The 25,164-nt window shown below is 65.0% G+C and carries 18 protein-coding genes; 11 read left to right on the forward strand and 7 right to left on the reverse strand.

From position 1 onward, the window contains the following. The first annotated feature begins 269 nt into the window (after nt 1–269). From EWE75_RS03070 to EWE75_RS03100, 7 genes are all read left to right on the forward strand, one after another. The gene (locus tag EWE75_RS03070; protein ID WP_165388250.1) at nt 270–2,183 is read left to right on the forward strand and encodes a rhamnogalacturonan lyase; all 1,914 of its coding nucleotides are present in this window, start codon (nt 270–272) and stop codon (nt 2,181–2,183) included. A gap of 144 nt (nt 2,184–2,327) precedes the next feature. Then, on the forward strand, nt 2,328–2,978 hold the full coding sequence (locus EWE75_RS03075) for a DUF6250 domain-containing protein (RefSeq protein ID WP_130155227.1): 651 nt from the start codon (nt 2,328–2,330) through the stop codon (nt 2,976–2,978). A gap of 13 nt (nt 2,979–2,991) precedes the next feature. Beyond that, the gene (locus tag EWE75_RS03080; RefSeq protein WP_130155228.1) at nt 2,992–5,709 is read left to right on the forward strand and encodes an exo-rhamnogalacturonan lyase family protein; all 2,718 of its coding nucleotides are present in this window, start codon (nt 2,992–2,994) and stop codon (nt 5,707–5,709) included. Between the two features lie 442 nt (nt 5,710–6,151). Then, nucleotides 6,152–6,679, forward strand: a complete 528-nt coding sequence (locus EWE75_RS03085) for an RNA polymerase sigma factor (RefSeq protein WP_231708181.1) — start codon at nt 6,152–6,154, stop codon at nt 6,677–6,679. Between the two features lie 91 nt (nt 6,680–6,770). Beyond that, nucleotides 6,771–8,507 carry a vWA domain-containing protein gene (locus EWE75_RS03090; protein WP_130155230.1) on the forward strand — a complete coding sequence of 579 codons (1,737 nt, stop codon included), beginning with the start codon at nt 6,771–6,773 and terminating at the stop codon, nt 8,505–8,507. A 222-nt stretch (nt 8,508–8,729) separates the two neighbouring features. After that, the gene (locus EWE75_RS25275; RefSeq protein WP_130155231.1) at nt 8,730–9,686 is read left to right on the forward strand and encodes a tetratricopeptide repeat protein; all 957 of its coding nucleotides are present in this window, start codon (nt 8,730–8,732) and stop codon (nt 9,684–9,686) included. A gap of 130 nt (nt 9,687–9,816) precedes the next feature. After that, on the forward strand, nt 9,817–10,854 hold the full coding sequence (locus EWE75_RS03100) for an aldo/keto reductase (protein WP_130155232.1): 1,038 nt from the start codon (nt 9,817–9,819) through the stop codon (nt 10,852–10,854). A gap of 255 nt (nt 10,855–11,109) precedes the next feature. Here the strand turns inward: EWE75_RS03100 and EWE75_RS03105 are convergent, their stop codons facing one another. Continuing rightward, entirely contained in the window at nt 11,110–12,099 is a 990-nt protein-coding gene (locus EWE75_RS03105) for an alpha/beta hydrolase family protein (protein ID WP_231708182.1), read from the reverse strand. Here EWE75_RS03105 and EWE75_RS03110 point away from each other — a divergent pair. Continuing rightward, on the forward strand, nt 12,088–13,011 hold the full coding sequence (locus EWE75_RS03110) for a LytTR family DNA-binding domain-containing protein (RefSeq protein WP_231708183.1): 924 nt from the start codon (nt 12,088–12,090) through the stop codon (nt 13,009–13,011). The genes EWE75_RS03105 and EWE75_RS03110 overlap by 12 nt on opposite strands. 148 nt (nt 13,012–13,159) lie before the next feature. Here the strand turns inward: EWE75_RS03110 and EWE75_RS03115 are convergent, their stop codons facing one another. The 5 genes from EWE75_RS03115 to EWE75_RS03135 form a co-directional block, all read right to left on the reverse strand. Continuing rightward, entirely contained in the window at nt 13,160–14,716 is a 1,557-nt protein-coding gene (locus EWE75_RS03115; protein ID WP_165388252.1) for a glycosyltransferase family 39 protein, read from the reverse strand. 459 nt (nt 14,717–15,175) lie between these two features. Beyond that, nucleotides 15,176–17,593: a TonB-dependent receptor gene (locus EWE75_RS03120; protein WP_231708184.1), complete on the reverse strand. Its 2,418-nt coding sequence runs from the start codon at nt 17,591–17,593 to the stop codon at nt 15,176–15,178. A 240-nt stretch (nt 17,594–17,833) separates the two neighbouring features. Then, on the reverse strand, nt 17,834–19,015 hold the full coding sequence (locus EWE75_RS03125; RefSeq protein ID WP_130155235.1) for an alpha/beta hydrolase: 1,182 nt from the start codon (nt 19,013–19,015) through the stop codon (nt 17,834–17,836). 101 nt (nt 19,016–19,116) lie between these two features. Further along, nucleotides 19,117–19,959: an alpha/beta fold hydrolase gene (locus EWE75_RS03130; RefSeq protein WP_130155236.1), complete on the reverse strand. Its 843-nt coding sequence runs from the start codon at nt 19,957–19,959 to the stop codon at nt 19,117–19,119. Next, nucleotides 19,931–21,295: an NAD-dependent succinate-semialdehyde dehydrogenase gene (locus tag EWE75_RS03135; protein WP_231708185.1), complete on the reverse strand. Its 1,365-nt coding sequence runs from the start codon at nt 21,293–21,295 to the stop codon at nt 19,931–19,933. Before EWE75_RS03135 ends, EWE75_RS03130 begins: the two co-directional genes overlap by 29 nt. A 199-nt stretch (nt 21,296–21,494) precedes the next feature. Between EWE75_RS03135 and EWE75_RS03140 the strand changes: the two genes are divergently transcribed. From EWE75_RS03140 to EWE75_RS03150, 3 genes are read left to right on the forward strand one after another with little or no spacing between them, the layout of a single operon-like run. After that, the gene (locus EWE75_RS03140) at nt 21,495–22,718 is read left to right on the forward strand and encodes a class I SAM-dependent methyltransferase (RefSeq protein ID WP_130155238.1); all 1,224 of its coding nucleotides are present in this window, start codon (nt 21,495–21,497) and stop codon (nt 22,716–22,718) included. Next, nucleotides 22,715–23,068, forward strand: coding sequence for a hypothetical protein (locus EWE75_RS03145; RefSeq protein WP_130155239.1), 354 nt, complete (start codon nt 22,715–22,717; stop codon nt 23,066–23,068). The genes EWE75_RS03140 and EWE75_RS03145 overlap by 4 nt, the downstream gene beginning before the upstream one ends. Next, nucleotides 23,065–24,639 (forward strand): FAD-binding oxidoreductase, encoded by a 1,575-nt coding sequence (locus EWE75_RS03150; RefSeq protein WP_130155240.1) that lies wholly within the window; start codon nt 23,065–23,067, stop codon nt 24,637–24,639. The genes EWE75_RS03145 and EWE75_RS03150 overlap by 4 nt, the downstream gene beginning before the upstream one ends. On the opposite strand, the gene EWE75_RS03155 is transcribed toward EWE75_RS03150, so the two are convergent. Beyond that, nucleotides 24,636–25,136 (reverse strand): VOC family protein, encoded by a 501-nt coding sequence (locus EWE75_RS03155; protein WP_130155241.1) that lies wholly within the window; start codon nt 25,134–25,136, stop codon nt 24,636–24,638. The genes EWE75_RS03150 and EWE75_RS03155 overlap by 4 nt on opposite strands. Nucleotides 25,137–25,164: the final 28 nt, after the last annotated feature.

The following is a 25,164-nucleotide window of genomic DNA, read 5'->3' on the forward strand; positions in this document are numbered from 1 at the left end:
TTCGAGCCATTCGGACGTCCTGCTATGATCTGATGCTGCGTTAGGTGTGCTGCGTGCTGTCGAGGCCGCGCGTATCGGGCCGGCATTCATGCATGCGTTGGCGGTCTCAGGTTATCCCCTCGTAGTGCAGCGCGGCTCTTGCCGTCGCATCGACTTGTCGCTTATCACCCATATTGTGGGCTGCCGTTCCGTTATATGTTGCGAAATAGTGAAGCGCAAATCATAATTGTTGAGATGTGACGACGCAGTCGCCGCGAGGGAGAGACAGGATGATCGGGAGGTGCAGCTATTTTTTGGCTACCGTGGCGCTCGGTGCCGTGGCGCCTGCATCGACGGCTGTCGCGCCAGCACACGAAGTCGAGCGGCTCGACCGTGGACTGGTTGCGACGCCGGCGAAGGATGGCGGCTGGCTGGTCAGTTGGCGCCTGCTTTCGAGCGATCCGTCCGCGATTGGGTTCGACGTCTATCGCGACGGTCGCAAGATCACGCCGCATCCGGTGACTGACGCCACCGCCTTCGTCGACCCGCAGGGAAGTGCCAAAGCGCGCTATACGCTTGCGATCGCGAACGGCGCTGCACAGGGAAAACCGGCGCTGATGGCGCCTGACGGTTATCTGGCGATCCCGCTCACGCCGCCGGGTGGTACGACGCCCGATGGCGAGGCGTACAGCTATACCGCCAACGATGCCGGTGCGGGAGATCTCGACGGCGACGGCCGCTATGAGATCGTGTTGAAATGGGATCCGACCAACAGCCACGACAACAGTCAGGCGGGGTATACCGGTGATGTGTTCGTCGATGCCTATACGCTCGAGGGCAAGCGGCTGTGGCGGATCGACTTGGGGAAGAACATTCGCGCCGGGGCACATTATACGCAGTTTCAGATCGCCGATTATGACGGCGATGGCCGCGCCGAGATCGCGATGAAGACCGCCGATGGCACCATCGACGGTACGGGCACGGTGATTGGCGATGCCAAGGCAGATTGGCGCGAGCATGGCGGCGAAGTGCCCCAGCCCGACCGCACCGGCGCCAAGCTGCTGGCCGACGGGACCAAGGTGGCACCGCTGGTCGGCCGGATACTCAAGGGACCGGAATATCTCACCGTTTTCGACGGCCGCAACGGTCGCGCGCTCGATACCAAGCCGTATGATCCGCCGCGCTATCCGGGCGGCAACCCGACGTTCGAGCAACTCCGCGACACCTGGGGCGCTGGCTATGCCAACCGCGCGGACCGGTTTCTTGCCGGAACTGCATATCTCGACGGGCAACACCCCAGCATGGTGTTCGGCCGTGGCTATTATGCGCGCACTGTGATCGCGGCTTTGGATTTTCGCGCCGGCAAGCTGGTCAAACGCTGGACGTTCGATTCGGCTGCCCCTGGCAATGGCGATTATGCCGACCGAGGCAATCACCAGCTAAGTATTGCCGATGTCGATGGCGACGGGCGGGACGAGGTGCTCTACGGATCGATGGCGCTCGACGACGACGGCAAAGGCCTGTGGACCGATCCGCTGTTTCATGGCGACGCAATGCACGTCGCCGATCTCGATCCGGCCCGGCCAGGTCTGGAGAAATGGGGTGTGCACGAGCAAGTTAGGACCAATGGCGGCATCGGCTCGGCATTGCTCGACGCGCGGACCGGGCAGGTACTGTGGACGAAGCCGGCCGACACCGACACCGGTCGCGGTCTCGCTGCCGATATCGATCCGCGTCATGTCGGCGCGGAATTCTGGGGCTCGAACAGCCGCGATCTGTTCGACGTGAAGGGCGACGTGATCGGCCCGGCACCGCGCCAGACCAACTTCGCGCTCTATTGGGACGGGGATTTGCTGCAGGAGCTGCTCGACAAGACGACGATCAGCAAATGGAACTGGAAGACCGCCACCACCGTCCCGCTGCTCGCCCCCGCCGGGCTGATGTCGAACAACGGCACCAAGGCGAACCCGGCGTTGCAAGCCGACCTGTTGGGTGACTGGCGTGAGGAAGTGGTTTGGCGCACCGCCGACAATCGGGAATTGCGGATCTACGTGACGCCATATCCGACCACGCACCGGTTGGTGACGCTGATGCAAGATCCGGTCTATCGCGCCGGAGTGACCTGGCAGAACACGGCATATAACCAGCCGCCGCACCTCGGCTATTTTCCGGGCAGCCTGACCGCGTCCGGGACGGCGAAATAGTCCGGCGCGGCACAACGCCCACCAGCCGCAGTACTGCTGTATATACCCACAATATGGTATTTAGTTATATATTTCGGGATCGACTTGGCAAAGTAGCGCGAGCCGGCCTATGCTGGCTCGAACGCTAGAAAGCTAGGAGAGGGCATGAGCGTCGGAGGGGTTCTCGGCAACGTCGCGGCGCTGACCGTGTCCGGCATCGCAGCGCAGGCGCCGCTCACCGACTGGCGGATCGAGGCCGAATCGCGCGATTCACAGGTCACCGAACGCGGTGGTGTGATCGACATCGACACGCCCAAAGGCCTCACCTTGTGGTGGACGAAGCCGATCACCGCGCCGACGACGATCACCTTCGAGGCGATGGCAGTGTCCGCCGGCGGTGCCAATGACACGGTGAGCGACCTCAATGCTTTTTGGATGGCAACCAACAGCGACGGATCGTCGGTGCTGTCCAAGCCGCGATCCGGTGTATTCGCCGCTTATGACGACCTCCGGGCATATTATGTCGGAATCGGCGGCAACCGGAACACGACGACGCGATTTCGCCGCTATATCGGCGTGCCGGGCAACCGCCCGATCCTGCCCGAGCATGACAAGGCCGCACCCGCCGATTTACTGGTCCCCAATCGCTGGACCCGCATCGCGCTGATCGCCGACGGTCGCACGGTCGCGGTCGAACGCGATGGACAACGGCTGTTCACGCTCGACGACACCCGCCCCTACACGCGCGGCCATTGGGGACTGCGCACGACGTGGAGCCACCTGCGCATTCGGCGTGTGTCGGTGACGCATCTTTGATGGAGACAGAGACATGCTGAATCGCCGCGAGACGCTGAAGGCGGCGCTGGCAGGTGCCGCCGCGGTGCTGCCGGTGCGGTTACGCGCGGCCCGTGTCGCAGCATTCCAGCCTGCGGCGGTGCGCTGGCTTGATGGCGTGGCACCAGCGATGCACGCCGGACAGACGTTCGGCGTCGCCTGGCCACGCGGTGCGATCAAGCGTGGCACGCTGTTGAGCGTTGTGGCTCGCGACGGCAAGCCGGTGCCCTCGCAGTGTTGGATCACTGCGCGTTGGCCCGACGACTCGATCAAGTGGAGCGCCCACGCTATCCCCGCCGACATCGCGCCCGATGGCTTGATCGTCACGCGCGGTCGCCCAACGCTGCCCGCCCGGCCCGTCCGCGTGACCGAAAGCGCCGATGCCGTGACGATCACGGTCGGCGATCTGCAATGGCGCATCGGCACGTCGGGCGCGGCGCTGGTGCAGCAGGCGAGCGTCGCCGGCAGGACGGTGCTCGGCCCAGTGACGCTGATCGGTGCCGCGCGAACCGAGCCGCTGCACGGCGCCGACCTGCCGTTCGCGGGGCGGATCGAGCGGGTCACGGTCGAGCAGACCGGGCCGGTGCGTGCAGTGGTGAAAATCGAAGGCGCGCATCACTCCGGCGAGCGTCGCTGGTTGCCGTTCGTCGTGCGGCTCTATGCCTATGCGGGGTCTCCCGGGCTGCGGATGGTCCACAGCGTCGTGTTCGATGGTAGCGCATCGAAAGACTTCGTCTCGGCACTGGGCGTACGGGCAAGCGTGCCGGTGAAGGACGCCGCGCTCCACGATCGCCATGTGCGCTTCGCCACCGACGCGCAAGTCTTCGCCGAAGGCGTGCGCCCGTTGACCGGGCTGCGGCGCGACCCCGGAATGGCGTTCAAGGCGGCACAAGTTGCGGGCCGTGCGGTGCCGCCGCTCGACACGATGGCCAAGGCGGTGCGCTCGACGCTTGAGCGTATCCCGGCCTGGGGCGACTTCCGGCTTGAGCAGCCGACCGCCAATGGCTGGACGATCACCAAGCGAACCGCCCCCGATTACGGCTGGATCGATGCGGACGAAGGGCATCGCGCGCCGGGGCTTGCCTATATCGGCTCGGCCCTGGGCGGAGCGGCACTGGGCGTGCGCTATTTCTGGCAGCGGCATCCGACCGCGCTCCATATCGATGGCGCGACCGGCGACGATGCGGCGTTGACGGCGTGGCTTTGGTCGCCCGAGGCGCCGGCGATGGATATGCGGCCCTATCACGGGACGATGGGCATGGAAGGTTTCGACGCGCAGAACGAAGGCTTGTCGGTCACCTATGAAGATTATGAACCCGGCTGGGACGACGCGGCGGGGATCGCGCGTACCAGCGAGCTCATGCTCTGGGCGTTTCCGGCGACGCCTGACACCGCGCTGCTCCAGGGGATGGCCAGGATGCAGGCCGAGCCGCCACAACTGATGGTCGCGCCCGAGCACCTCCATGCCGCGCAGGTGTTCGGCGACTGGGGCCTCCCCGATCGTTCGACGCCCAACCGCGCTGCAATCGAGAACCAACTGAGCAACCTCGTCGATTTCTATGCCGGCGAAGTCGATCGTCGCGCCTGGTACGGTTTCTGGAACCACGGCGATGTAATGCACACCTATGACAGCGACCGGCATCGCTGGCGCTACGACATTGGCGGATTCGCGTGGGACAATAGCGAACTCTCGCCGGACCTGTGGCTATGGTATCAGGTGCTGCGCACCGGTGACGCCAGGACGTGGCGTTTTGCCGAGGCGATGACGCGGCATACCGGCGAGGTCGATGTGTATCACAGCGGCCTCTTCAAGGGGATGGGCACGCGCCACGGCGTGCAGCATTGGAGCGACAGTTCGAAACAGCCGCGCGTCAGCAACGCGAGCTATCGCCGGCCGTTCTACTATCTCACCGCCGACGAGCGGGTGGGCGATCTGCTCCACGACTTGATCACGTCTGACCAGACGCTCACCACGGTCGAGATCGGACGCAAGGTGCCTAACGTCGCGAAGAAGCCCGCGCTGCCGGCGGGCACGATCGAGATGACCTTCGGCACGACCTGGTGCCCGCTCGCCGCCGCCTGGCTGACCGAATGGGAGCGGACCGGCGACGTGCGGTGGCGGGATCGCGTGGTCGCGGGGCTGGACAGCATCGGGCGCCTGCCCAAGGGCTGGATGACGGGCAGCGCACCCTTCGACCTTGTAAGTGGACGCTTCATCGATCAGGGGCGCGGCGTCCAGGTGTCACATCTCAACGCCGTGTTTGGCGCGGTGGAGGTGAGTGCGGAACTGATCCGCCTGTTGGACGTGCCGCGCTACCGCGCCGCGTGGCTGGACTATTGCCGGTGGTACAATGCGCCGCAGGCCGCCTACCTCGCCAGGTTCGGCCCACCCTTCGGCCCGCGCAACCTGCGCGAGGGGCATTCGCGGCTCACCGCATATGCGGCGTTCGAGGAGAAGGACACGACACTTGCCGCGCGCGCCGCAGACGAATTTCTCTCTGGCGATGCCGGGCTCGGGACGTGGCCTTCGGATCCTCGGCATCGCGTGGACGGGGTGCTCGAATGGCCAGGAGTCTCGACCAACGCGTCGGCGCAATGGGGCCTGGCGGCAATCCAGAACCTCGCGTTGATTCCCGAGGCGCTGGATCGCGCGACGATCGTCGCCCCCGACGCGCCGGGGCGGCGGCGGCAGGGCGATGCTGGCCGGGATTAGGCGAGCATCCCGTCCGAAGGGTCCATCGATCTTTATAAGTCTCGGATGGCAGTTCCTGTCCGATCCTGACATTCGGTCGGCCCGCCGTGGCTAAGGTCCGGTTGCGGACGCTCGGGCGGCCCCGGCGGGTTTGCTTCCCGTGAGCCAGGCAATGCTGAGCCCTTCAGGTCAAACCCTGATCCGCCTCCCGGCAGCGTCCAAGCCGCATGGCCCGCGCGTCATCTCCACCTTAGTCCCGCTCCCTTGCATAGCCTCGGCTCAGATCGGCAGGGTTTCGGGAAAGTGTGGAGGCGGAAGAAGCCTGCGCTCAAGCATGGCGCGCGACGCACGGATCGGGCAGAGCGTCGGTTATGGTGGATCACGGATCGGTTCGGCGGGAGGTGCATCTCGTGGCATGGGTTGCCCGAAGCGTTCGTCCATCTCCACACAGACGCGCCGACGCGTGACCGCCGCCGATCCCGATCTGGATCGGGTGGCTGCAGCCCGTGCCGGCGATCGCGCCGCGTTCGAAAGCCTGCTGCGCCATCATTACGACCGCATCCACGGCCTCGCCTGGCAACTGACCGGATCGCGCGCGGATGCCGACGATGTCGCGCAGGAGGTCTGCTGCACGCTCGTCGAGAAGATCGGCGATTTTCGTGGCGAGGCGAAATTCTCGACCTGGCTCTGCGCGATCGTGTTCAACGCCGTACGCGATGCCCGCCGCCGCCGCCGGGCCTTCGCCGGCTTGACCGGGCGCCTCGCGGTGCTGGCCGGGCTGGCGCGCGGGCCGGACGGGCGCGACCTGCACGATGCGATGTGGCTGAAAAGCGCGATCTCCGGGCTGAAACCGGCGCTGCGGGATACGGTGGTGCTGGTGGCAGGGCAGCAGCTTTCGCATGCCGAGGCTGCCGCGATCCTCGGCGTTGCCGAGGCGACCGTCTCGTGGCGCATGCACGAGGTTCGTCGGCTGCTCGCCGGCCGGGCATGATTTTTTTCTAAAGACGCTCAAAGGATTTCGGGCGCTCGCGCTTCCAAGGGGCATGCGGACGATCATGCGCCGCTGTCACGAGGAGTGAAGCATGCCCAGAATGTCTCAGGTCGTCCGTCGTACCGCCGTCGGCGTCGCGCTGCTGCTGGTCGTATCCTGCGCTCGGCCAGGCCACGAAGCGGCGAGCAATTCGGATATCGTTGTGACGAGCCAGCGGGTCAGCCAAGCCGATGGTCGCGCAAAGGTTGCGGATATGGTGCCGATGGAGCCTGTCGCGCCGGCTCCGCCCCCGCCCCCGCCCCCACCGCCTGGTATGATCTCCGCACCGATGCCGATCGTGGCGAGCCGCATGGCGATGCCGGAGAATTACGCCGCACCGCCTCCCTATCACGATATCGGCCGCGATAATTTCACCACGACCGCGCAGAACGCGTTCAAGGTCGTTCGCGAAGAGCCCGTCTCGACCTTCTCGATCGATGTCGATACCGCCTCGTACGCCTTCGTCCGCGCCTCGCTCAATCGCGGCGTGCTGCCGCAGCCGGCGGCAGTGCGCACCGAAGAACTCGTCAATTATTTTCCCTATGACTATGCCGCGCCGCGCTCGGCCGCCGAGCCATTCACCAGCAACATCGTGGTGTTTCCGAGTCCGTGGACGGCGGGACGGAAGCTGGTTCGCATCGGCATCAAGGGATACGCGCTTGCCCAAGCCACGCGGCCACGCGCCAATCTCGTCTTCTTGATCGACACGTCGGGCTCGATGAACGAGCCCAACAAGCTGCCGCTCGTCAAGCGCTCGCTGGCGATGCTGGTCGACCAGCTTGGTCCCGACGACCGCGTCGCGATCGTCACCTATGCGGGATATGCCGGCACCGCGCTCGAGCCGACTCCGGTCAGCCAGAAGAGCCGGATTCTCGCGGTGATCGACGGGCTTGGTGCGGGCGGCGGCACGGCGGGCGCGGAGGGCATCCGCCAAGCCTATGCGCTCGCCGAGCGCAACCTCGACCCGCACGGCGTCAACCGTGTGATCCTGTCGACCGATGGCGATTTCAACATCGGCATCAGCAACACGCAGGAGCTCAAGGGCTACATCACGCGCGAACGCGAGAAGGGCGTGTTCCTGTCTGTGCTCGGGTTCGGCATGGGCAATTACAACGATGCGCTGATGCAGGCGCTCGCGCAGAACGGCAATGGCGCCGCCGCCTACATCGACACGATCGGCGAGGCGCGCAAGACGCTCGTGGACGAGGCGACATCGACCCTGTTTCCGATCGCCAAAGACGTGAAGATCCAGGTCGAGTTCAACCCCGCCACGGTCGCCGAATACCGGCTGGTCGGCTATGAGACGCGCATGCTCAACCGCGACGATTTCGACAACGACAAGGTCGATGCGGGCGATGTCGGCTCAGGCCAGAGCGTGACGGCGCTGTACGAGATCGTGCCGGTCGGCGGCCCACGCGCGATCGGCGATCTGCGCTACGCGCGGCCGGCGTCGACCGTAGCGGGGGGCTCCGAATACGGCTTCGTGAAAATCCGCTACAAACTGCCCAAGGCGCAGACCAGCCGGCTGATCTCGACGCCGATCAACCACGCGGTCGAGGTTCCCCGCTTCGCCGATGCACCACAAGACGCGCGCTTCGCGACCGGCGTCGCGACCTTCGCCGAGCTGCTGCGCGGTGGCCGCTACAGCGGCACTGCGGATTACGATGCGGTACTGCGTATGGCGGGCGGTGCCCGTGGCGACGACACGTTCGGCTACCGTGCCGAATTCCTGCAACTCGTCCGCGCCGCCAAGGCGGCACCGGCGGCGCAGTCGCTTTCTGAGCAATAAGCGAGAGCGGCGCGCGTGACGACCGCGCCGCGCATCGTTCATTCGACCCGGCGGCGAATGGCGGTATAAGGCCCATCGATCATGCTGCTGTCGTCGCCTTGCCGTTCCCTGTTGCTGCCCATCCGGTTCCAGTGAATGGAGAATGATGTCGATCTCGCCGGCGCGCTTCCGCCGTCTCCGCCACCACGGCCGGTGCGGCGCGAAGGCGCGATCGGTGCCGCGATGGAGCGGTTCGATGGCAAGAGCGCGCCTCGCGCGGCAGGACGGGAACGTGGACGGGGCGGATTTCGGCCGCAGCTTGCCGGTCTTGTGACCATCGCCCTGATCGGAGTGGTCAGCGTGCCGCTTTGGATGTCGGGCACGTACCGGCACCCCGCGACGGAGGCGCCGACGAATGGCACCGTGGCCGAGCGGGACCTCTCAGTGACCCATGGGGAGAGGGCACCCACCGCCGCATCACCGCCGCCGGCTGCGGATTCGGCCGATCAAGCCGCCGATGCACCGCCCACGATGGTCGCGCCGCCCGCCGCGACGGCAGCGAAGCCGGCACCGGCTCGCGTTCACGCCGACGCGCAACCCATCGCCGGGGATATTGCGGCGCTTCCGCCACCTCCACCTCCACCACCGCCCCCTCCCCCGCCTGAACCGGCCCCGTCACCACCGCTAGCCAGAGCGGCAAGGGCCTCGAACCTCGCCTCGGACCTAACCGCCGCGCCGCGTGTCGCCAACGCTCAGGAGATCGTCGTCACCGGCGCGCGCATCGCCGCATCGCCGCGTGGTGACTGGAACGCCTGTACGATCGACGATCCGCGCCGCGATCCTGCTCGCTGCAAGCCTGTGGCGCGCGAAAGCAGCGATGCCGCAGCGGGCCTGGAATCAGGTTGGCAGCATGACGACGACCGCGCCATTGCCGCGTTCGATCGCGCGATCGCAGCCACACCGAGATCGCCCTTCGCGCTTTTGAACCGTGGCCTCGCTTATGCCCGGCGCGGCGACCTCACCCGCGCACTCGCCGATCTCGACGAGGTCGTCCGACTGCGCCCTGATGCAGCCCAAGGCTATTTCCAGCGCGCGCAGATACTGCGGCGGCGCGGCGATGATGCGCGTGCCGCAGCCGATGAACGCCGCGCCGTCGCGCTCGACGGTCGTTACGCGAAGGCGCTGAAGTCCAGCCGATAGCGACGATTGACCCGGATTGCGCCTGGCGCGCGCGATGCTTTGTCTGTCGACCAAGCATCATGGGTTGCGCCATAATCCTCTCAAGCGCGTTATGTCTGCGAATTGAACGTCGACAGAAAGCTTTCAGATCATGCGCTACAACAAGCTTGGCCGTACCGGCCTGTTCGTGTCCGAGATTTGCCTTGGCACCATGACGTTCGGCGGCAGCGGCGACGACATGTGGAGCAAGATTGGCCAGCTCGGCCAAGAGGACGCGGACGCGCTTCTTGGCGTTGCGATCGAGCGCGGCGTCAATTTCATCGACACCGCCGACGTCTACGCCGAGGGGCGCTCGGAGGAGATCACCGGCCAGGCGATCCGCAATTTAGGCTTGAAGCGCGACGAGATCGTGGTGGCGACCAAAGGCTTTGGCGCGACTGGCGAAGGTCCGAACGGCCGCGGCGCTTCACGCTACCATCTGATCGACGCCTGCAAAGCGAGCTTGAAGCGGCTGCAGCTCGATCATATCGATCTCTATCAGGTCCACGGCTTCGATCCGGCGACACCGATCGAAGAGACGCTGCGCGCGCTCGATACGCTCGTCCAGCATGGTCACGTCCGCTACGTTGGCGTGTCGAACTGGGCCGCGTGGCAAATCGCCAAGGCGCTTGGCCTGGCGGAGCGACTGGGGCTGCACCGCTTCGCCTCGCTTCAGGCCTATTACACGCTGGTTGGGCGCGATCTGGAGCGCGAAATCGCACCCATGCTCGTGTCCGAGGGCGTCGGCTTGATGGTTTGGAGCCCGCTTGCGGGCGGCTTTCTGTCGGGCAAGTACAGCGGCACCGGCTCTACGGAGGGCCGCCGTGCCGCCTTCGACTTTCCGCCGGTAGACCCGGATCGCGGTGACGCCGTAATCGCTGCGATGCGTCCGATAGCCGAAACACGCGGCGTATCCGTGGCTCGCATCGCGCTGGCTTGGCTGTTGCATCAGCGTATCGTGACCAGCGTGATCGTCGGTGCGAAGCGCCCCGAACAACTGGCAGACAATCTCGCAGCGACAGAGATCGAGCTGACCGGTGACGAGCTCGCCGCACTCGACGCGGCCAGCAAGCTTGCGAGTGAGTATCCAGGGTGGATGCAGGAGCGTCAGGGGCAACAGCAACGCGACCTCCTCGCCCGGCGTCGCTGAACCGCAGTGCGCGCGGCCGATCTACAGAGACGACCCAGCCGCTCAATCGCTTGGCAGAGCCTCACCATCTGGCCGACGGTGGATGATATCTGGCGATAGATCCTGATCGGTGCGTCCACCCTCCTTTCCACAGAGGAGGTCTGCGAAAATGATCGTCCTTCCGCGATTTCAGCCGCTAAAAAAATTTGAGCGACCGCCATGCTCGGCGGTGCGGCTTTCTCGATCGACATTACCGCCCACTGCCGCCGCGACGGGTCAGTTCAGCTTTTCCGTAAAGAAGCGCACCACCTCTGCATCGAAGCGGGCATGAAACGCCGTGCGGTCGAACCCCGGTGCGCTGGCACAGAGCTGTGGCATGGTCGCGGGATCGGCACAGGGCGCGAGGAAGGCGAAGTGCCCCGCGCCAGGCACGGTATGGAACTCCGGCTTGTTCGGCAGCGCTGCGCGAACTGCATCCGCATAGAAGGGAGCGGGCAGAATCCGATCGTCATCGGCGCGCCAGAGCTGCACGGGGATGCGGACCCTCGCAAGTCCCGCGCGATCGAAGGTAAAGCCGATCGCCGGCGCGGCGACGACGATCGCCTTTATGCGCGGGTCTGTCATCGGCGGCCAGGCGCGGGTCAGCATTCGAGGCTGCGACTTCAGAAGCGTGCACACAAAGACGGCGGGATGCTGCGCGCAGTGATCGGCAAAGCGTGTCATGTCCGGCGTTCCCCCTGCCGCAGCGAGAACCGTGAAGCCACCTGCCGAAAAGCCGAAGGCGCCGATGCGATCGGGGTTGATGGCAGCACGACCCGGCCATGCCTGCAACATGTACGAGATGGTGGCGCTGAGTGCGACTGGCCGCCCCTCGATCCGGGTTGCCCTGCTATTGTCGCGCCAATTGTCCCCCGGGTGGGTCAATGCCGCAACAATGAAGCCGGCGCGAGCAAGCGCCACGGCCGTATCGACGTGGCCGGCGAAATCACCGCCCGTCCCATGCGAGATGACGATCAGCGCATGCCGCCCATGCGGCACAGGCGCGCCGGGTACGACATCCTGGGCGTAGAGTCCCAGCCGCTGGTGCGCGGAGGTGCCCGATGCGGGATACCAGATGCCGACCTCGATACCGTCGGCCGTTACCTGGCGCTCGAAACCGGCTTGTGCGGATTGAGCTTTTGCCGGTGACGCGACGACGCTGAGCAATAGGGCGACAAGGACAAGGCGTAACGGCATGACGGACTCCATTTTGATATGAAGCCTCATGACCCGAGCCAAATCCCTGCCGGAAGACGGAATTTCGCCAATGGGCGAACGGGTTCGCCAAGTGGTGAACGGGCTTCGCTCGTCGCCGTGACCGCGTTAGAAGAGAGTGTGTCCCGCGCCATTCCCTCTGTTGCCGCTTTCCGCCGTATGGCGACGCTGTCACTACGGTGGATCGGTCTGACCGTAGCCGCTGGCGCTCTGCTGGCGATCCTCGGGCCGTTCGGCAGCTATATGAATGGTGGCCCGATCCGGCTGCTCAGCTACTGGATCGGCGCCATGTTGCTGGGCTTGGTGCTGTACGGTTCGGCGTACAGAATCGTGAGCGCCCGGGCCGCGTTTGGCTCGCGAATATGGTTGGGCGCGCTGGTCGGGGCGACGCTGCTCGCCAGCATTCCTGAAGCCCTCGTGACGCGCGCAGTGGCGTTTTGGCTATGGCCGGAACTGATGCAGCTCCGCCTGCCGCTTCCGGTTTGGTTCGCGCAGACGGCGACGATCGGAATGATCGCGATGGCAGGCGTCGGCTTCGCTCTGCGTCGCTCCGCATCGGCATCGCGCGACGATCTTGCGGGACTACCTTCGACCGGACCGATTGTCGCGCCGCTTGGGGGAGACGTGCTGGCACTCCAAATGGAGGACCATTATGTCCGTGTGCATCGATCGACCGGCTCCGAGCTGATCCTGATGCCGTTGGGCCGGGCGATCGAGACGATGCAAGCTGAAGGATTGCGGACGCATCGGTCGTGGTGGGTCGCAACCCATGCTGTTACGTCCGTACACGGTAATGCCCGATCCATGCGGTTGCTGCTGTCGAACGGTGTGGCGGCGCCGGTCGCTCGATCCGCCGTTACGCGCCTCAAGGCAGCCGGATGGGTCGCGCATGACGAAAATCGTCCGGCGGACGGCAAACGGTGAAACCGGCGCCTTTGGAATCAGCGCGGCCACGGTGGCAGCGGACGCCTGCTGGAGCCGCCAGCAGGAAGTGCCATTCCGACGGAAGATCTTGTCAAATTTGCACGGAATTTGAGTCAGACCGCCGCTTCGACGCCGATCCACACATGCGCTAAACACACGGCCCCGCGGTAGCGACACGCAAGAGTCCGTGGTCGGCGATTGTCCTTGAGGGTATTTCGGTAAGGATAGAGTAGGGATACGGCCCTGAGAAATCCGATGTTGGCGGGGTAGTGCCGGCAAGCATGCCGGCCGTCTGAAGCAGTTTGTATGGATCGTGGCACCAGCGGCGAAACAGGAACACCGGCCCAGGCGGCACCGGCTGGGCGAGCGGGGTCGCAGAGCCAATGCCCCATGCATCGAGCTGCGGTCCTGATGTGACCAACGTTACCACCGGAAACGGGCAACGCGGCATGCGCAGATCTACCGCGCAGGCCATGCGGACGGCCACGCTCACCGCCTCGCCATTGACTACCAGGATGGCGCCGGGCTGGCGTGCCAGGCTGACAACGGGGGTACGCCAATCCTCGACCTGCAGGTTTAAGATCATGTGCGCGAGGTTGGGCATCAACAGAGAGATTACCACAGCGGGGGCGAGCCATCGGACACGGCGAACACGTATGCTGGCCAAGCCTGCGGCAGCGAGGATGATGTTGAACAGAGAGAGCCAGAAGACCGTCCGGTCGATGATGATGGGCTGTCTGGCGTTGGCGACCAGGAAGAACAATGCTGATAGCACGTAGCACGCCAGAGCCAGCCGCGTGGCGGAGTTCCGCCATGTGCGCGCCACTCCGAACACTGCGGCTGCGCCTGTGGCGACCAGGCCGAGCCAGTCCCAGCCGTGCGGCTCGTGCGCGAGCAACGTTCCCGTGGCGAAGGTCGTCGCCACCTCGATAGCCTTCGGATGGCCGATCCAGCCGATATTGCCTTCCGGGGAGCGCATCTGATGTACGGTGATCCACATCCACCACAGCGAACCTGAGAGAACCAGAACGTCGGCGAGCAGGAGGTGGCGCCAGCGGTCGCCGAGCAGAGGCACATAGCGACGATCGACGAGCATGAGCGCGATCGTCACGGCCGCTGGCCAAAGTAGCGCGGTAGTGTGCAGATAAATGCCGACCAGCGCACCACCGACAAAAGCAATCCACGCACGGCGCTGCGCCGGGCCGGGTTGGACTAGCCCTACCGCGCCGAAGAACGATACCGAGATCGCCAGAAACAGCGGCATGTAGCTGCGTGCCTGCACGGCGAAATAGAATTGCTGCGCGGACGCTGCCATCAGCAGAGTCGCGATCACCGCCGCCCTATGACCATAATGACTGCGAATGCCGGTATGAACAATTGCCATTGCCGCGAGGCTGGCGAGGATACCGGGTAGCCGCAGCGCAACCTCGCTGAGCCCGGCAAGGGCCGTCCAGCCGTGCAGCACAGTGTAGAACAGCGGCGGGTTTGTTTCACGGAGCATCCATGCGCTCCACAGCCGCGCGACAGGCTGTGAAGCGAAGAAGACCGACGCAAGTTCATCGAACCACAAGGAATGACCTGACGAGGCGACACGCATGATCGCCGTGAACACGACGATCACGACGAGGAACACGGTGGCCGGGGCAAAGCGGATCGGGACCACGCCGCGGGGCTGAGCATGGCGGTGTCGGACGTCACTCATCATGCGTTTTCCCGTACCCTGCTCCGCACGATGGCGGCGCGATCCGCTTAACGTACGTGTTTGCCGGCGGTTCACAAATGTTCGCGATTGAAGTGATGCAGTGGATGCCCGTTCGCCCGGCGTCATATGATGCCGGAGTAAATATCCCCCAATAGAGCCGGGCGCTTTATACTGTAAGCCGCTCAAAGCGGCTGATCCACACCGCTGACACAGTCTGACGGACGAGACCGCAGCCACCCTGTCGATGGGAAGGCAGATTCGCCGTTATGCAGCCCGCTGGCGTCATCCGCCATTTCGGGCTGCTCGCCGGCGCCCGATGACGACACGCGCGATGAACCAGCCGATATCCGCGCTGTGCCCGTGTTGGGGTGGACATCATGCGTGGCCTTCGGCGCGGCACGGGTCGCGGTCGCGCCACCGTATAAGGTCCAGGGGCCAGTCGTCCGACCCCTGGAAAGAGCTTCAGAGCTTCACCTTCACCTGCAGACCGCCGGCTCGGAGTTCGGGCATGCCGACCAACAGGGCAGAATAGTTACCGGTATATTCGAACATCGGAGTGAACATGAAATTGTCATAGACGCTGACATATTTCTTGTCGTTCAGCAGGTTGGTTACGAACGCTTCGACCGACACGATGCCCCGGCTAATCCCGGCGCGCACGTTGAAAACATGGCGGTCGGGGGTGCGGACGATGTTTGCCTGATCGGTCCAGACGCCTGCCTTGTAGTTCCAGTCGAGCCGGCCGAACCATTTGGCGTCATTCACTCCGCGCACGTCGCCACCCAACTGGATCGCGCCGACCGCCGAATATTTGGAGCTGTTCGGCTGTTCCTTGCCGGTGAAGTCGGTGATGCCGGACAGCGTCGTCAGCGATCGGTTGGTAAAGGCGTTGATGTGGCTCAGATTGACCGCGCCGCCCAGTTCGAACGTTACCAGATCGCTTGCGCGCCACGACGTCTGCGCCTCGACACCGTACAGGTCGACCGATCCGGTATTGGCGCTGCCGTAGAAGAAGGCGCCAGCGCCGCCGACGACCACGACGATCGAATTGATCTGGTCGCGCCACGGCGCATAGTAACCGGCGAGCGAGTAGGTGAGCGTGTTGTCGAACGCCCGGCCCTTGATGCCCACTTCATAGTTGGTCACCTTTTCCGGCGCCACGCGCAACGTCACACCCGCTGCAAGCGCCAGCGCCCGCACTTCCGGCGTGGCGGTGATGAGGCCGGTGCTGAACGCGCCCGGGTTCACGCCCTTTGCCACCGAAGCGTACACCATCGTGTTGGGCGTCACGTCATAATTGACGATCACGCGCGGCAGGAAGTTGCGATAGGTCGAATCCACCAGCAACGTGCCCAGCCCCGACGGCACCGGCGCACCGGGGCGCGGATTATAGGCATAGGTGTGGTCGATTTGATACCGGCCCTCCAGGCTGACCGACAGCGCGCGGGTCAGGTCGTAGGTGGCGCCAAAGAAGAAGCCCAGCGTCTTTGCCCGATCGGTGCCACCGCCATTGGCGAACACAGTAGTGCCGAGCGCACCGTTACCGCCGCCGATTGAACCCCGGTTGCGGCCATCCAGCAGGCTGGCGCCAGCAACGCCACGGAACTTCCCAGAGTCATAGGACAGGCGGCCTTCGACCGAATAGTCCTTCGAAATACGCTCGCTCAGATACGGAAAGTCGAAATAGCTGCGGGAACCCGGGCCGCCGAACGGATTGGGCACAGCAGTGCTGTCGAAGCTGTCGAGATCGGAGAACTGGCTCCAGCTCTCGTTATTATATCCTGCCAGCACGGTGGCGGTTACGTCCGGCATCAGATCCACGTCCACGGTGCCGTGCAGGTGGAAGTAACGGCGCACCATGCCATAGCCCTGCACACCCTGCGACGGATCCAGCACGCGCCCCTGCGGGCTGGACAGGAACTTTTTGACGAAGCTGTCGGTAACACGGCTCGTCGACAGTTGATCGGCGGGCGGTGGCAGCGTGCCGCAGATGAAGGGGTTCTTCACCGGAGCGCCAGCACCATCGAAGCCGTTCAAGGTGCAATTCGATTGGCCCTTGTAGACGATGTTCCCGGCCGGATCGCGGATGTCGACCGCCGAAATCCGGGTGCTGGCCGAAACACCGTCCTCATCCTTGGAATAGGATGCGTACACCTTTGCCCTGAGCCAGGAAGCCGGCTTGGCGGCGATGAGCAGCGAGCCCGACGTGCTCTTCTGGTCGCCCAGCGTGCCGCCATCCTTGGCGACCCACGACCCGTCCTTGCCGAAGCGATCGAACGTCGCGCGGAAGGTGAGCGCCTCGCCGGCGATCGGCCCTTCCAGATCGGCGCGGAGGCGATAGTTCGAGCGCGTGCCCACCATGGTGGTGACGGAACCGCCCCATTCGCCGGTTGGCACCTTGTTCACCACGTTGATCGCGCCGGCGAAGGTGTTGCGGCCGAAATAGGCGCTCTGCGGCCCGCGCAGCACTTCGATCCGCTCCGCCGCGCCGACGCTGTTCAGCGCGCTGGGCGAGGAAACCGGCACACCGTCGATAAAGGTCGACGTTGTCGTCGCAACCACGGTCGATGGCGTAAAGCCGCGGATGATCACGCCCTGGATGGTGCGATCGGCCCGGCCTGAGGAATTGTTGTTGACGTTGAAGCCGGGCGTATTGGCAGCGACGTCGGCGATCGAGACGATCGAGCGCTTCTCGATCTGGTCTGCCGTCATCGCGGTCATCGTGACCGGCGTCTTGAGGATGTCTTCCTTGCGCTTACGCGCGGTGACGACGATGACGTTTTCCGGTTCGGCGCGTTCCGCCTTCGGTTCTTCCTGCGTGTCCTGCGCAATTGCCGCCGTCGGTAGGCCGATTGCGAGGATGATAGCGATCGCCGCCATAGATGCACTGTTTTTCATGAAGCCCCCGTCGCTGAGTTTTTTTGTGATGGCCGCTGGTGCAGATCGTGCGTTGCACTCCAGGCGAGACCGAAGATCATTAAAAATACAGATCCGGCCGAGTCTTTAATATTACCTATCCGACAGACGATTACTTCGTCTATTTATAGACAAATGTTAGCGTGAACACGCTCTGGCCCACGCGATTAGCGTGGACTGCAACCAATTATACTGAAAAATCTTTTATGTAATCTTGAAGATTGTCTGTGCGAAATCCCGCAGATAGCTACGCCAGTTGGTCCAGGTGTGCCCGCCCTCGCTTTCGACATAGCGATATTGGATGCGGTAGCGGTCCATCATCGCACGGGTCGGGGCCACCGCCGCGTGGAGGAAATCAGACTTGCCCATGGCGAAATAGACCGGCGTCGCCGCCTTTGCCCGTTCACGCAGCTTGGCATCATTGGCAGCAACAAAGCGTTCTTCTTGGCCCGGCTGGTAGAAGCCCATGCTGAACACGCCAATCGGCCCGAACGTCCCGGCATTGGGCAGGCCCCAGGCGAGCGTGTGCGCCCCGCCCATCGATAACCCGGCCATCGCGCGGTGTGCCGGATCGGCGATGCTGCGATAATCACGGTCGATCAGCGGCACGAGGTCCTTGAGCAGATCGTCGCCGAAATCCTTGTTCATGAACAGGTCGCTGCCCGGCTTGAACACGGTATGCCCCGCCGGCATCACCACGATCATCGGCACCGCCTTGCCGGCGGCGATAAGATTATCGAGGATGTAGTTGGCGTGGCCGCGCGACGTCCAGCTATCGTCGCTGTCGCCGGCGCCATGGACGAGATAGAGCACCGGATAGCGGCGCGTGCCGTTCCTGTCATAGCCCGGCGGCGTATAGACATGGGCGCGGCGCACTTCGCCCAGCGACACGGAGCGATATTCGATCGTTGCGACCGCGCCGTGCGCCACTGCGGCATCGAAGCTCTGGAACGCACCCTGCGGCCCCTTCACCTCCACCACCGACGACACGCCGCGATAGTTCATCGAGAACCGATCGGCCTGCGGATCGGCCAAAGTGAGCCCGCCGATGCGATAGCCATAGGCATAGGTGCCCGCCGGCACCGGCGCTGCTGTGGTGGCCGACCAATAGCCGAGATCGTCGCGCGTCATCTCCAGCCCGGCGGCCTTGCCGTCAAAGCCCGAAGGGATCGCTTCGATATCGGAACTGATCACGCGGGGATCGGTGGCGTCCGGCGCGCACAGGCGGAAGCGCAGCCGGGAATCGGGCAGTTGTTCGACCGGCTGATAGAAGAGCGGATTGGCGAAGTTCGGCTTCTCGCACTTACGCGGTGCGTCCTGTGCAGCGGCGGCCGTAACCAGCGCGCAGGTGGACAACGTTGTCGCCATCAGAGCAAGCCGTTTCATCCGCCGTTTCCCCTTACCGAATTGTTATGCAGCATAAGGATGGAAATCACGGGCGAATGCATCGGCAAGCGAAACAAATGTTCGCAGTGCGAACAAAGCGCTCAGTCGAGAAAGGCGAGGATGCGCGCGGCCACCACCTCCGTCGCGGCACCTGCCGGAAACAGCACCGCAGACGCATCCGGGCGCAAGGCCTGTGCCTTGGGCAGGTCGCCATGCGTGGGATCACTTGCCGAACACGCCAGCAACACTGGATGCACGCTTGCCGCCAGCGCGCCGGCCATGTCGTAGGAAAAGGCCGCGCGATAGGCGATATGATAGGTGGTCAGCGCCTTCAGCACATCAACGACGAAAGCGTGGACCACCTCCGGCGGCGGCACGCCATTGCCAGTGCGGTGGGCGGCATCGCGATCGAAATAGGGGTAGAACAGGAACATGTCCCGACAGAATTGATACGCCCAGGCAAGCTGCCCGCCATGATCGTCGGGCAGTTTCGCCGGCGCATATTGCCGCAGCATCCGGGCGCGTTCGGCCCGATCCATCAGCACCACGCCGTCGAGGATCAGCTTGCCGATCCGATCGGGCGCCCGGGCGGAAAGCGCGATGCCGATCATCGCGCCGGTGTGGCTGCCATAGAAATCCGCCTGCTCGATGCCGAGCGCGTCCATCACCCGCAGGGCGGTGTCGGCATAATAAGCGATCCCGTGGTCGCCCGGTGTCGGTGCATCGGAATCGCCATTGCCCAGCATGTCGGGCGCGATCACGCGGCGGGAAGGCGCCAGCGCGCCGATCAGCGGGACCAGCCACCGCGACGATCCCGGCCCGGCATGCGCCATGTACAGCGGCCGCGCCGTGGCATCCCCGGCGGCGCGATAGTGCACCAACCCTTCGGCAAGGCGGACAAAGCCGCGATCGATCTCAGGCCGCGGTGAAGACAAGCCGGACATTGACGAACTCCATCATGCCCCAGCGGCCCAGTTCGCGCCCGATGCCGGAACGCTTGGTCCCGCCAAAGGGCAAGGCCGGATCGGAGACGGTATTGGCGTTGAAGAACGTCATCCCGCAGGCGAGATCGGCCGCAAACCGCGCGCGTTCGCCGGCATCCTGCGTCCACACGCTGGAGCCAAGGCCAAACGGCGTTTCGTTGGCGACGCGGATGGCATCGTCGACATTCGCGACTTCGAACACCAGCGCGACGGGGCCGAACAGTTCTTCCCTCCGCGTGGCCGCGCCTTCGGGCAGGCCCTCCAATATGGTGGGGGCATAGAAGGCGCCGGGGCCGGGCAGCGCCTGTCCCCCTGTGACCAAGGTCGCGCCTTCGGCCAGCGCCTGCGCCACCTGCCCGGCGATCTCATCGCGCGCGGCGTCGCTGGAAAGCGGGCCGAGTTCGGTGGACGAATCCGTGGGATCGCCGACCCGCAACGCCTCGACCGCCGTGACGAATGCCGCGCGGAATTGCGGATAGATGTCGCGGTGGACCAGGATACGCTTGGCACAGACGCACGATTGGCCGCTGTTCTGGAACCGCCCGGTCACGGCAGCGGCGACGGCGCGATCCAGATCGGCGCTTGGCATCACGATCAACGGATCGCTGCCACCCAGTTCCAGCACGCACGGCTTCAGCGCACGCCCGCTGGCCGCCCCGACCGAAATGCCCGCCCCTTCGCTGCCGGTCAGGGTGACGGCGGCGACGCGAGAATCCTCGATCACGCGCGCCACCTGATCGCGGGTGAGATACAGGTTCTGGAACACGCCCTGCGGTAAGCCTGCATCGATCCCGGCACGTTCCAGCGCGGCGGCGCATTGCGGCGTGTTGGAGGCGTGTTTGAGCAGCACGACATTGCCCGCCATCAGCGCTGGCGCCAGGAAGCGCACCACCTGCCAATAGGGGAAATTCCACGGCATCACCGCGAACACGATGCCGATCGGTTCGTGGCGGACCTCGGCATGGCCAGCGGGGTGCGGCACGGTTTCAGGCGCCAGCATCGCCGCGCCGTGCGCTGCATACCAACGGCAATTGGCGGCGCATTTCAGCACTTCGGCACGGGCGGCGGCGAGCGGCTTGCCCATTTCCAGGGTGATCAGCCGGGCATGATCGTCCGCGTGGCGCTCCAACTGGTCAGCCAGCCGTTCCAGCGCCTGCGCCCGCGCCGCGATCGGCGTGCCGCGCCACGCATCGAAGGCGCGTGAGCCAGCAGACAGCGCTGCCTCCACTGCTGCGGGATCGGCATCCTCAAAGCTCGCCAGATGCGCGCCGGTCGCGGGATTGATGGTGCGGTACAAGGGCTGCCTCTCCGATGGGGATGGGCCGGCAGATGCGCCGCCGGGCCGCCCGCCGTCTGCGCATCCCGCTCGCCCTATCCGCCAGTCGAACAGGCGGCGTGGGGGATGCTGCATTGGCAGCGGCGGGGGAGATACCTAAGCTACCACGCAAACAGGCGCTCCGGGCAGGTCGCGGATGGGGCAGCCGAGGGAGGCCTTGATGCTCAATACGTTCCAACAGGCACCGCACGCGGTGCTCCCCAAGGCGACGCCCCAGGAAGCGTCGCGGCAGGAATTCGCCAAGAGCCTGAAGCACTATATCCAACAGGGTCTGCTGCCGGGGCTGCAGCCGGTCTATCGTGGCCGCGCTGCCCGCCGGTTCGAGAAGGAAACCGGCCGCGCCCCCGCCGACCGGCATGACATCCGCAAGGCGATGGTGCCGGACACGTACTTCCAGCATTATGCCGCGGTGAACCGGATCAGCCAGGAGCTGCTCTGGGACAGCGTGATCGACAGTATCGACAGCGATGCCGATGCGCTGCGCGCCGAAGCGGCGGCGGCATCGGCGGCGAATGCCGGCAAGCTGGTAGTGCCTGGCGCCTTCGACGTCCCCCGCTATGTCAACGCGCTCGACATTCACTGTATGCCGGGCGGCTATGCCGGTGCGCCGGGCGAGCAGGACGTGACGCTGGGCGCGCTCTATGATCGCGGCGTGTTCCTGTATGCGATGGGCTATACCGGGCCGAACAACGACGACATGGGCCGGTCGGTCTGCAACTATATCAAGCGGCGGCTGGACGGGTTTTCGCCCAAGCGCATCCTCGATCTGGGCTGCACCGTCGGCCATTCGACCCTGCCCTATAAGGAACTCTTCCCGGAGGCGGAGGTGTGGGGTGTCGACGTCGCCGCGCCGCAGATCCGCTATGCCCATGCCCGCGCCGGCGCATTCGGACTGGACGTCAACTTCGCCCAGATGAACGCCGAGCGCACCGATTTCGAGGATGGCAGCTTTGACCTGATCGTCAGCCACATCCTGCTGCACGAAACATCGGGCAAAGCGATGCCGAAGATCTTTGCCGAATGCTACCGGCTGCTGGCGCCCGGCGGCTATATGATCCACGCCGATCTGCCGCCGTTCGACCTGATGGACCCGTTCACCCAGTTCATCCTGGACAATGAAACCTATTATAACAACGAGCCTTTCTGGGGGGCGATGCGCGATCTGGACCAGGTGGCGCTGGCCAAGGCTGCTGGCTTCCCTGCCGACAGCATCCGCTTCGACACCGCGCCAATGGCAGTGATGGAATTCGCTGCGGCGGCGGCAGCCGGATACAGCCAGGACGCTGCCGACAGCGTCGCCGACCGCGAATTCACTGCGGGCGAATTCGCCCCCGGCGGCGGATGGGAAGTCCTGATCGCACAGAAGGATGGGGCAACGGCATGACCGACACGAGCAAGATGCGCCGCGACGCCCGCGGCAAGCGCCCCGGCTTTTACGACACGCCGGGGATGGATCAGGTGATGTCGATGGTGATGGTGCTGGCCAGCGAGGTATCGGTGCTGGCCGACGACCTCGACCTGATGCAGCGCGTCGCCGCCAGCCAGGGCATCGATCTGAAGGCCGGCATGGCCAGCATCGAACTGGATCAGGCGGCGCTGGAAGAGCGCGAAGCGCGGCGCCAGGCGCTGCTCGACCGGCTGTTCTACCTGATGCGCAAGGAGGCGAGCGAACTCGCCACGCAGGAAACCAGCGACGCCTATATTCGCACGATCGACGAGATCGCAGTCGGATGACCCAGGTTCTGGAGCGGCCCGAGGTGCTGGCCGCGATTGAAGCCATCACCGGCCCGGCACATGTGCTGACCGGCGACGCGACGCTCGCGCTCGCCACTGATGTCTATCGCCGGGCGGAGATGCCGCTGGCGGTCGTGCGCCCCGGCAGCGTCGAGGAGTTGCAGGCGGTGGTGCGCGTCGCGGCATCGGCGGGGACCAAGCTGTCGCTGCGCGGTGGCGGCGCGTCCTATACCGACGGCTATATCCCGTTCGCACCGGACATGCTCCTGCTGGATCTGACGCGGCTGAACCGGATCGTGCGGATCGACGAAGTAAATGGCCATGTCACGGTGGAGGCCGGGGTCACCTGGGCCGCCCTGCGCGACGCCTTGGCCGAAATGGATCTGCGCACGCCATTCTGGGGGCCGTTTTCCGGGCTGGCGGCGACGATCGGCGGATCGATGTCACAGAACACGATCAGCCACGGTTCCGGCGCCTATGGGATCTCGGCAGATTCGGTGCTGTCCTATGACGTGGTGACCGCCAGCGGATCGCTTCTGTCGACCGGCGTCGCGGCTGCCAGCACGGTGCCCTTCACCCGTCATTTTGGCCCCGACCTGACCGGATTGTTCAGCGGCGATTGCGGCGTGCTGGGGATCAAGGCGCGGGTGACGCTGCCCGTGATCCGCCGCCGCCCGGCGCATCGGCCCATCTCCTTCGCCTTCCCCGACCTGGCAGCGATGCATGAAGCGATGCGCCGTGTGGCGATCGAGCGGATCGAGGATACCCATTTCTCGCTGGATGCCGCCCTGTCACAGGGCCAGATCGCGCGGCAGGAACGGGCCGGCGCAACGCTGGACATGGCATTGTCGATCCTGCGCACCTCTCCGTCGTTAATCGCGGGTGCCAAACAACTCGTGCGTGCCGCCACCTCGGCACGGCGGACGATCCGTAAATCGGCCTTCATGGTTCATTACATCGTCGAGGGGTTCGACGATGCCGAGGTAAAGGCCCGGCTGCACCGCATCCGCACCCTTGTGTCCGGCCTTGGGCATGAAATCCCCGCCACGGTTCCAGCGATCGTGCGCGGGATGCCCTTCGCGCCGTTGTTCAACACGCTGGGTCCGGCGGGCGAACGCTGGGTGCCGCTGCACGGCATCCTGCCCAACAGCGAAGTCGCGGCGTTCGAGCTGGCCTATCGCGCGATGCTCGCGGATCGCGCAGAGGAACTGGAGCGGCTGGGCATCTGGCTGGGCGGCATGTTCGCCACCGTGGGATCGGGCGGGTTCCTGTACGAAATCGCGATGTACTGGCCCGATGAGATCACCGATTATCACCGCGGCGCCGTGCCCGCAGACTATCTGAAGAGCCTGCCCGTCTATCCACCCAACCCGGAAGCGCGGGCCTATGTCCACCAGTTGAAGGCAGACATTATCGCGCTGTTCGTCCAGCACGGCGCCACCAACTTCCAACTGGGCAAGGCCTATCCCTATGCCCGCCGGTTGCAGGCGGAACCGCTGGCGCTGGTGCAGGCGGTGAAGATGGCGCTGGACCCCGGCGGACTGCTGTCCCCCGGCAATCTGGGGCTTTAGGCGCCTTCGGGGGCGGACAATTCCTGCTCGGCCGGGTCGGTTTCGACCAGGTTGAGCAGGATGCCGTCGCCATCGCGCAGGCACACTTCCAACTGGGCACGGTGCGCCATGCGGAACTGTTCCGGCTCGGGCGACCAACTGGCCCCCGCCGCGCGCAGTGCCGCCAGTGTCGTGTGGATATCGCGAACGTAGAAGACCAGAGCGATCTCGCCGATCTGGGCGGGGCCGGTGCGCAAGGGGGGCGCCTCGGGTGCCAGCGCGGGATCGATGCGGAACAGCCCGATCATCCCAAAATTCGGCCCGCCGCTCTTTACGATCCGCACTGCCAGCGGGCCGTGCCCGGCAAAGCCCAGGATCGTCGAGGCGGAGGGGTCATCCAGCACCCCTTCCCAATAAACCTGCGCGAAGCCGAGCGCGGCGTAGAAATCCGCCGTACGCTCCAGATCGCGGACAAAGATCGTGGCGCGGATCAGCGAGGAGACGGCAGGTTCAGTCATCGATCGCTCCCAGTTCGTACCATGGGCG

This window comes from Sphingomonas populi, assembly GCF_004208535.1.
Lineage (GTDB): Bacteria > Pseudomonadota > Alphaproteobacteria > Sphingomonadales > Sphingomonadaceae > Sphingomonas > Sphingomonas populi.

What these genes read in the sequence shown, in the direction of transcription:
- EWE75_RS03145 (WP_130155239.1), top strand. Translation starts at nt 22,715, where the DNA reads ATGACCGACACGAGCAAGATGCGCCGCGACGCCCGCGGCAAGCGCCCC.
- EWE75_RS03150 (WP_130155240.1), top strand. Translation starts at nt 23,065, where the DNA reads ATGACCCAGGTTCTGGAGCGGCCCGAGGTGCTGGCCGCGATTGAAGCC.
- EWE75_RS03125 (WP_130155235.1), bottom strand. Translation starts at nt 19,015, where the DNA reads ATGAAACGGCTTGCTCTGATGGCGACAACGTTGTCCACCTGCGCGCTG.
- EWE75_RS03130 (WP_130155236.1), bottom strand. Translation starts at nt 19,959, where the DNA reads ATGTCCGGCTTGTCTTCACCGCGGCCTGAGATCGATCGCGGCTTTGTC.
- EWE75_RS03105 (WP_231708182.1), bottom strand. Translation starts at nt 12,099, where the DNA reads ATGAGGCTTCATATCAAAATGGAGTCCGTCATGCCGTTACGCCTTGTC.
- EWE75_RS03100 (WP_130155232.1), top strand. Translation starts at nt 9,817, where the DNA reads ATGCGCTACAACAAGCTTGGCCGTACCGGCCTGTTCGTGTCCGAGATT.
- EWE75_RS03090 (WP_130155230.1), top strand. Translation starts at nt 6,771, where the DNA reads ATGCCCAGAATGTCTCAGGTCGTCCGTCGTACCGCCGTCGGCGTCGCG.
- EWE75_RS03070 (WP_165388250.1), top strand. Translation starts at nt 270, where the DNA reads ATGATCGGGAGGTGCAGCTATTTTTTGGCTACCGTGGCGCTCGGTGCC.
- EWE75_RS03075 (WP_130155227.1), top strand. Translation starts at nt 2,328, where the DNA reads ATGAGCGTCGGAGGGGTTCTCGGCAACGTCGCGGCGCTGACCGTGTCC.
- EWE75_RS03140 (WP_130155238.1), top strand. Translation starts at nt 21,495, where the DNA reads ATGCTCAATACGTTCCAACAGGCACCGCACGCGGTGCTCCCCAAGGCG.
- EWE75_RS03155 (WP_130155241.1), bottom strand. Translation starts at nt 25,136, where the DNA reads ATGACTGAACCTGCCGTCTCCTCGCTGATCCGCGCCACGATCTTTGTC.
- EWE75_RS25275 (WP_130155231.1), top strand. Translation starts at nt 8,730, where the DNA reads ATGGAGCGGTTCGATGGCAAGAGCGCGCCTCGCGCGGCAGGACGGGAA.
- EWE75_RS03115 (WP_165388252.1), bottom strand. Translation starts at nt 14,716, where the DNA reads ATGATGAGTGACGTCCGACACCGCCATGCTCAGCCCCGCGGCGTGGTC.
- EWE75_RS03120 (WP_231708184.1), bottom strand. Translation starts at nt 17,593, where the DNA reads ATGGCGGCGATCGCTATCATCCTCGCAATCGGCCTACCGACGGCGGCA.
- EWE75_RS03110 (WP_231708183.1), top strand. Translation starts at nt 12,088, where the DNA reads ATGAAGCCTCATGACCCGAGCCAAATCCCTGCCGGAAGACGGAATTTC.
- EWE75_RS03080 (WP_130155228.1), top strand. Translation starts at nt 2,992, where the DNA reads ATGCTGAATCGCCGCGAGACGCTGAAGGCGGCGCTGGCAGGTGCCGCC.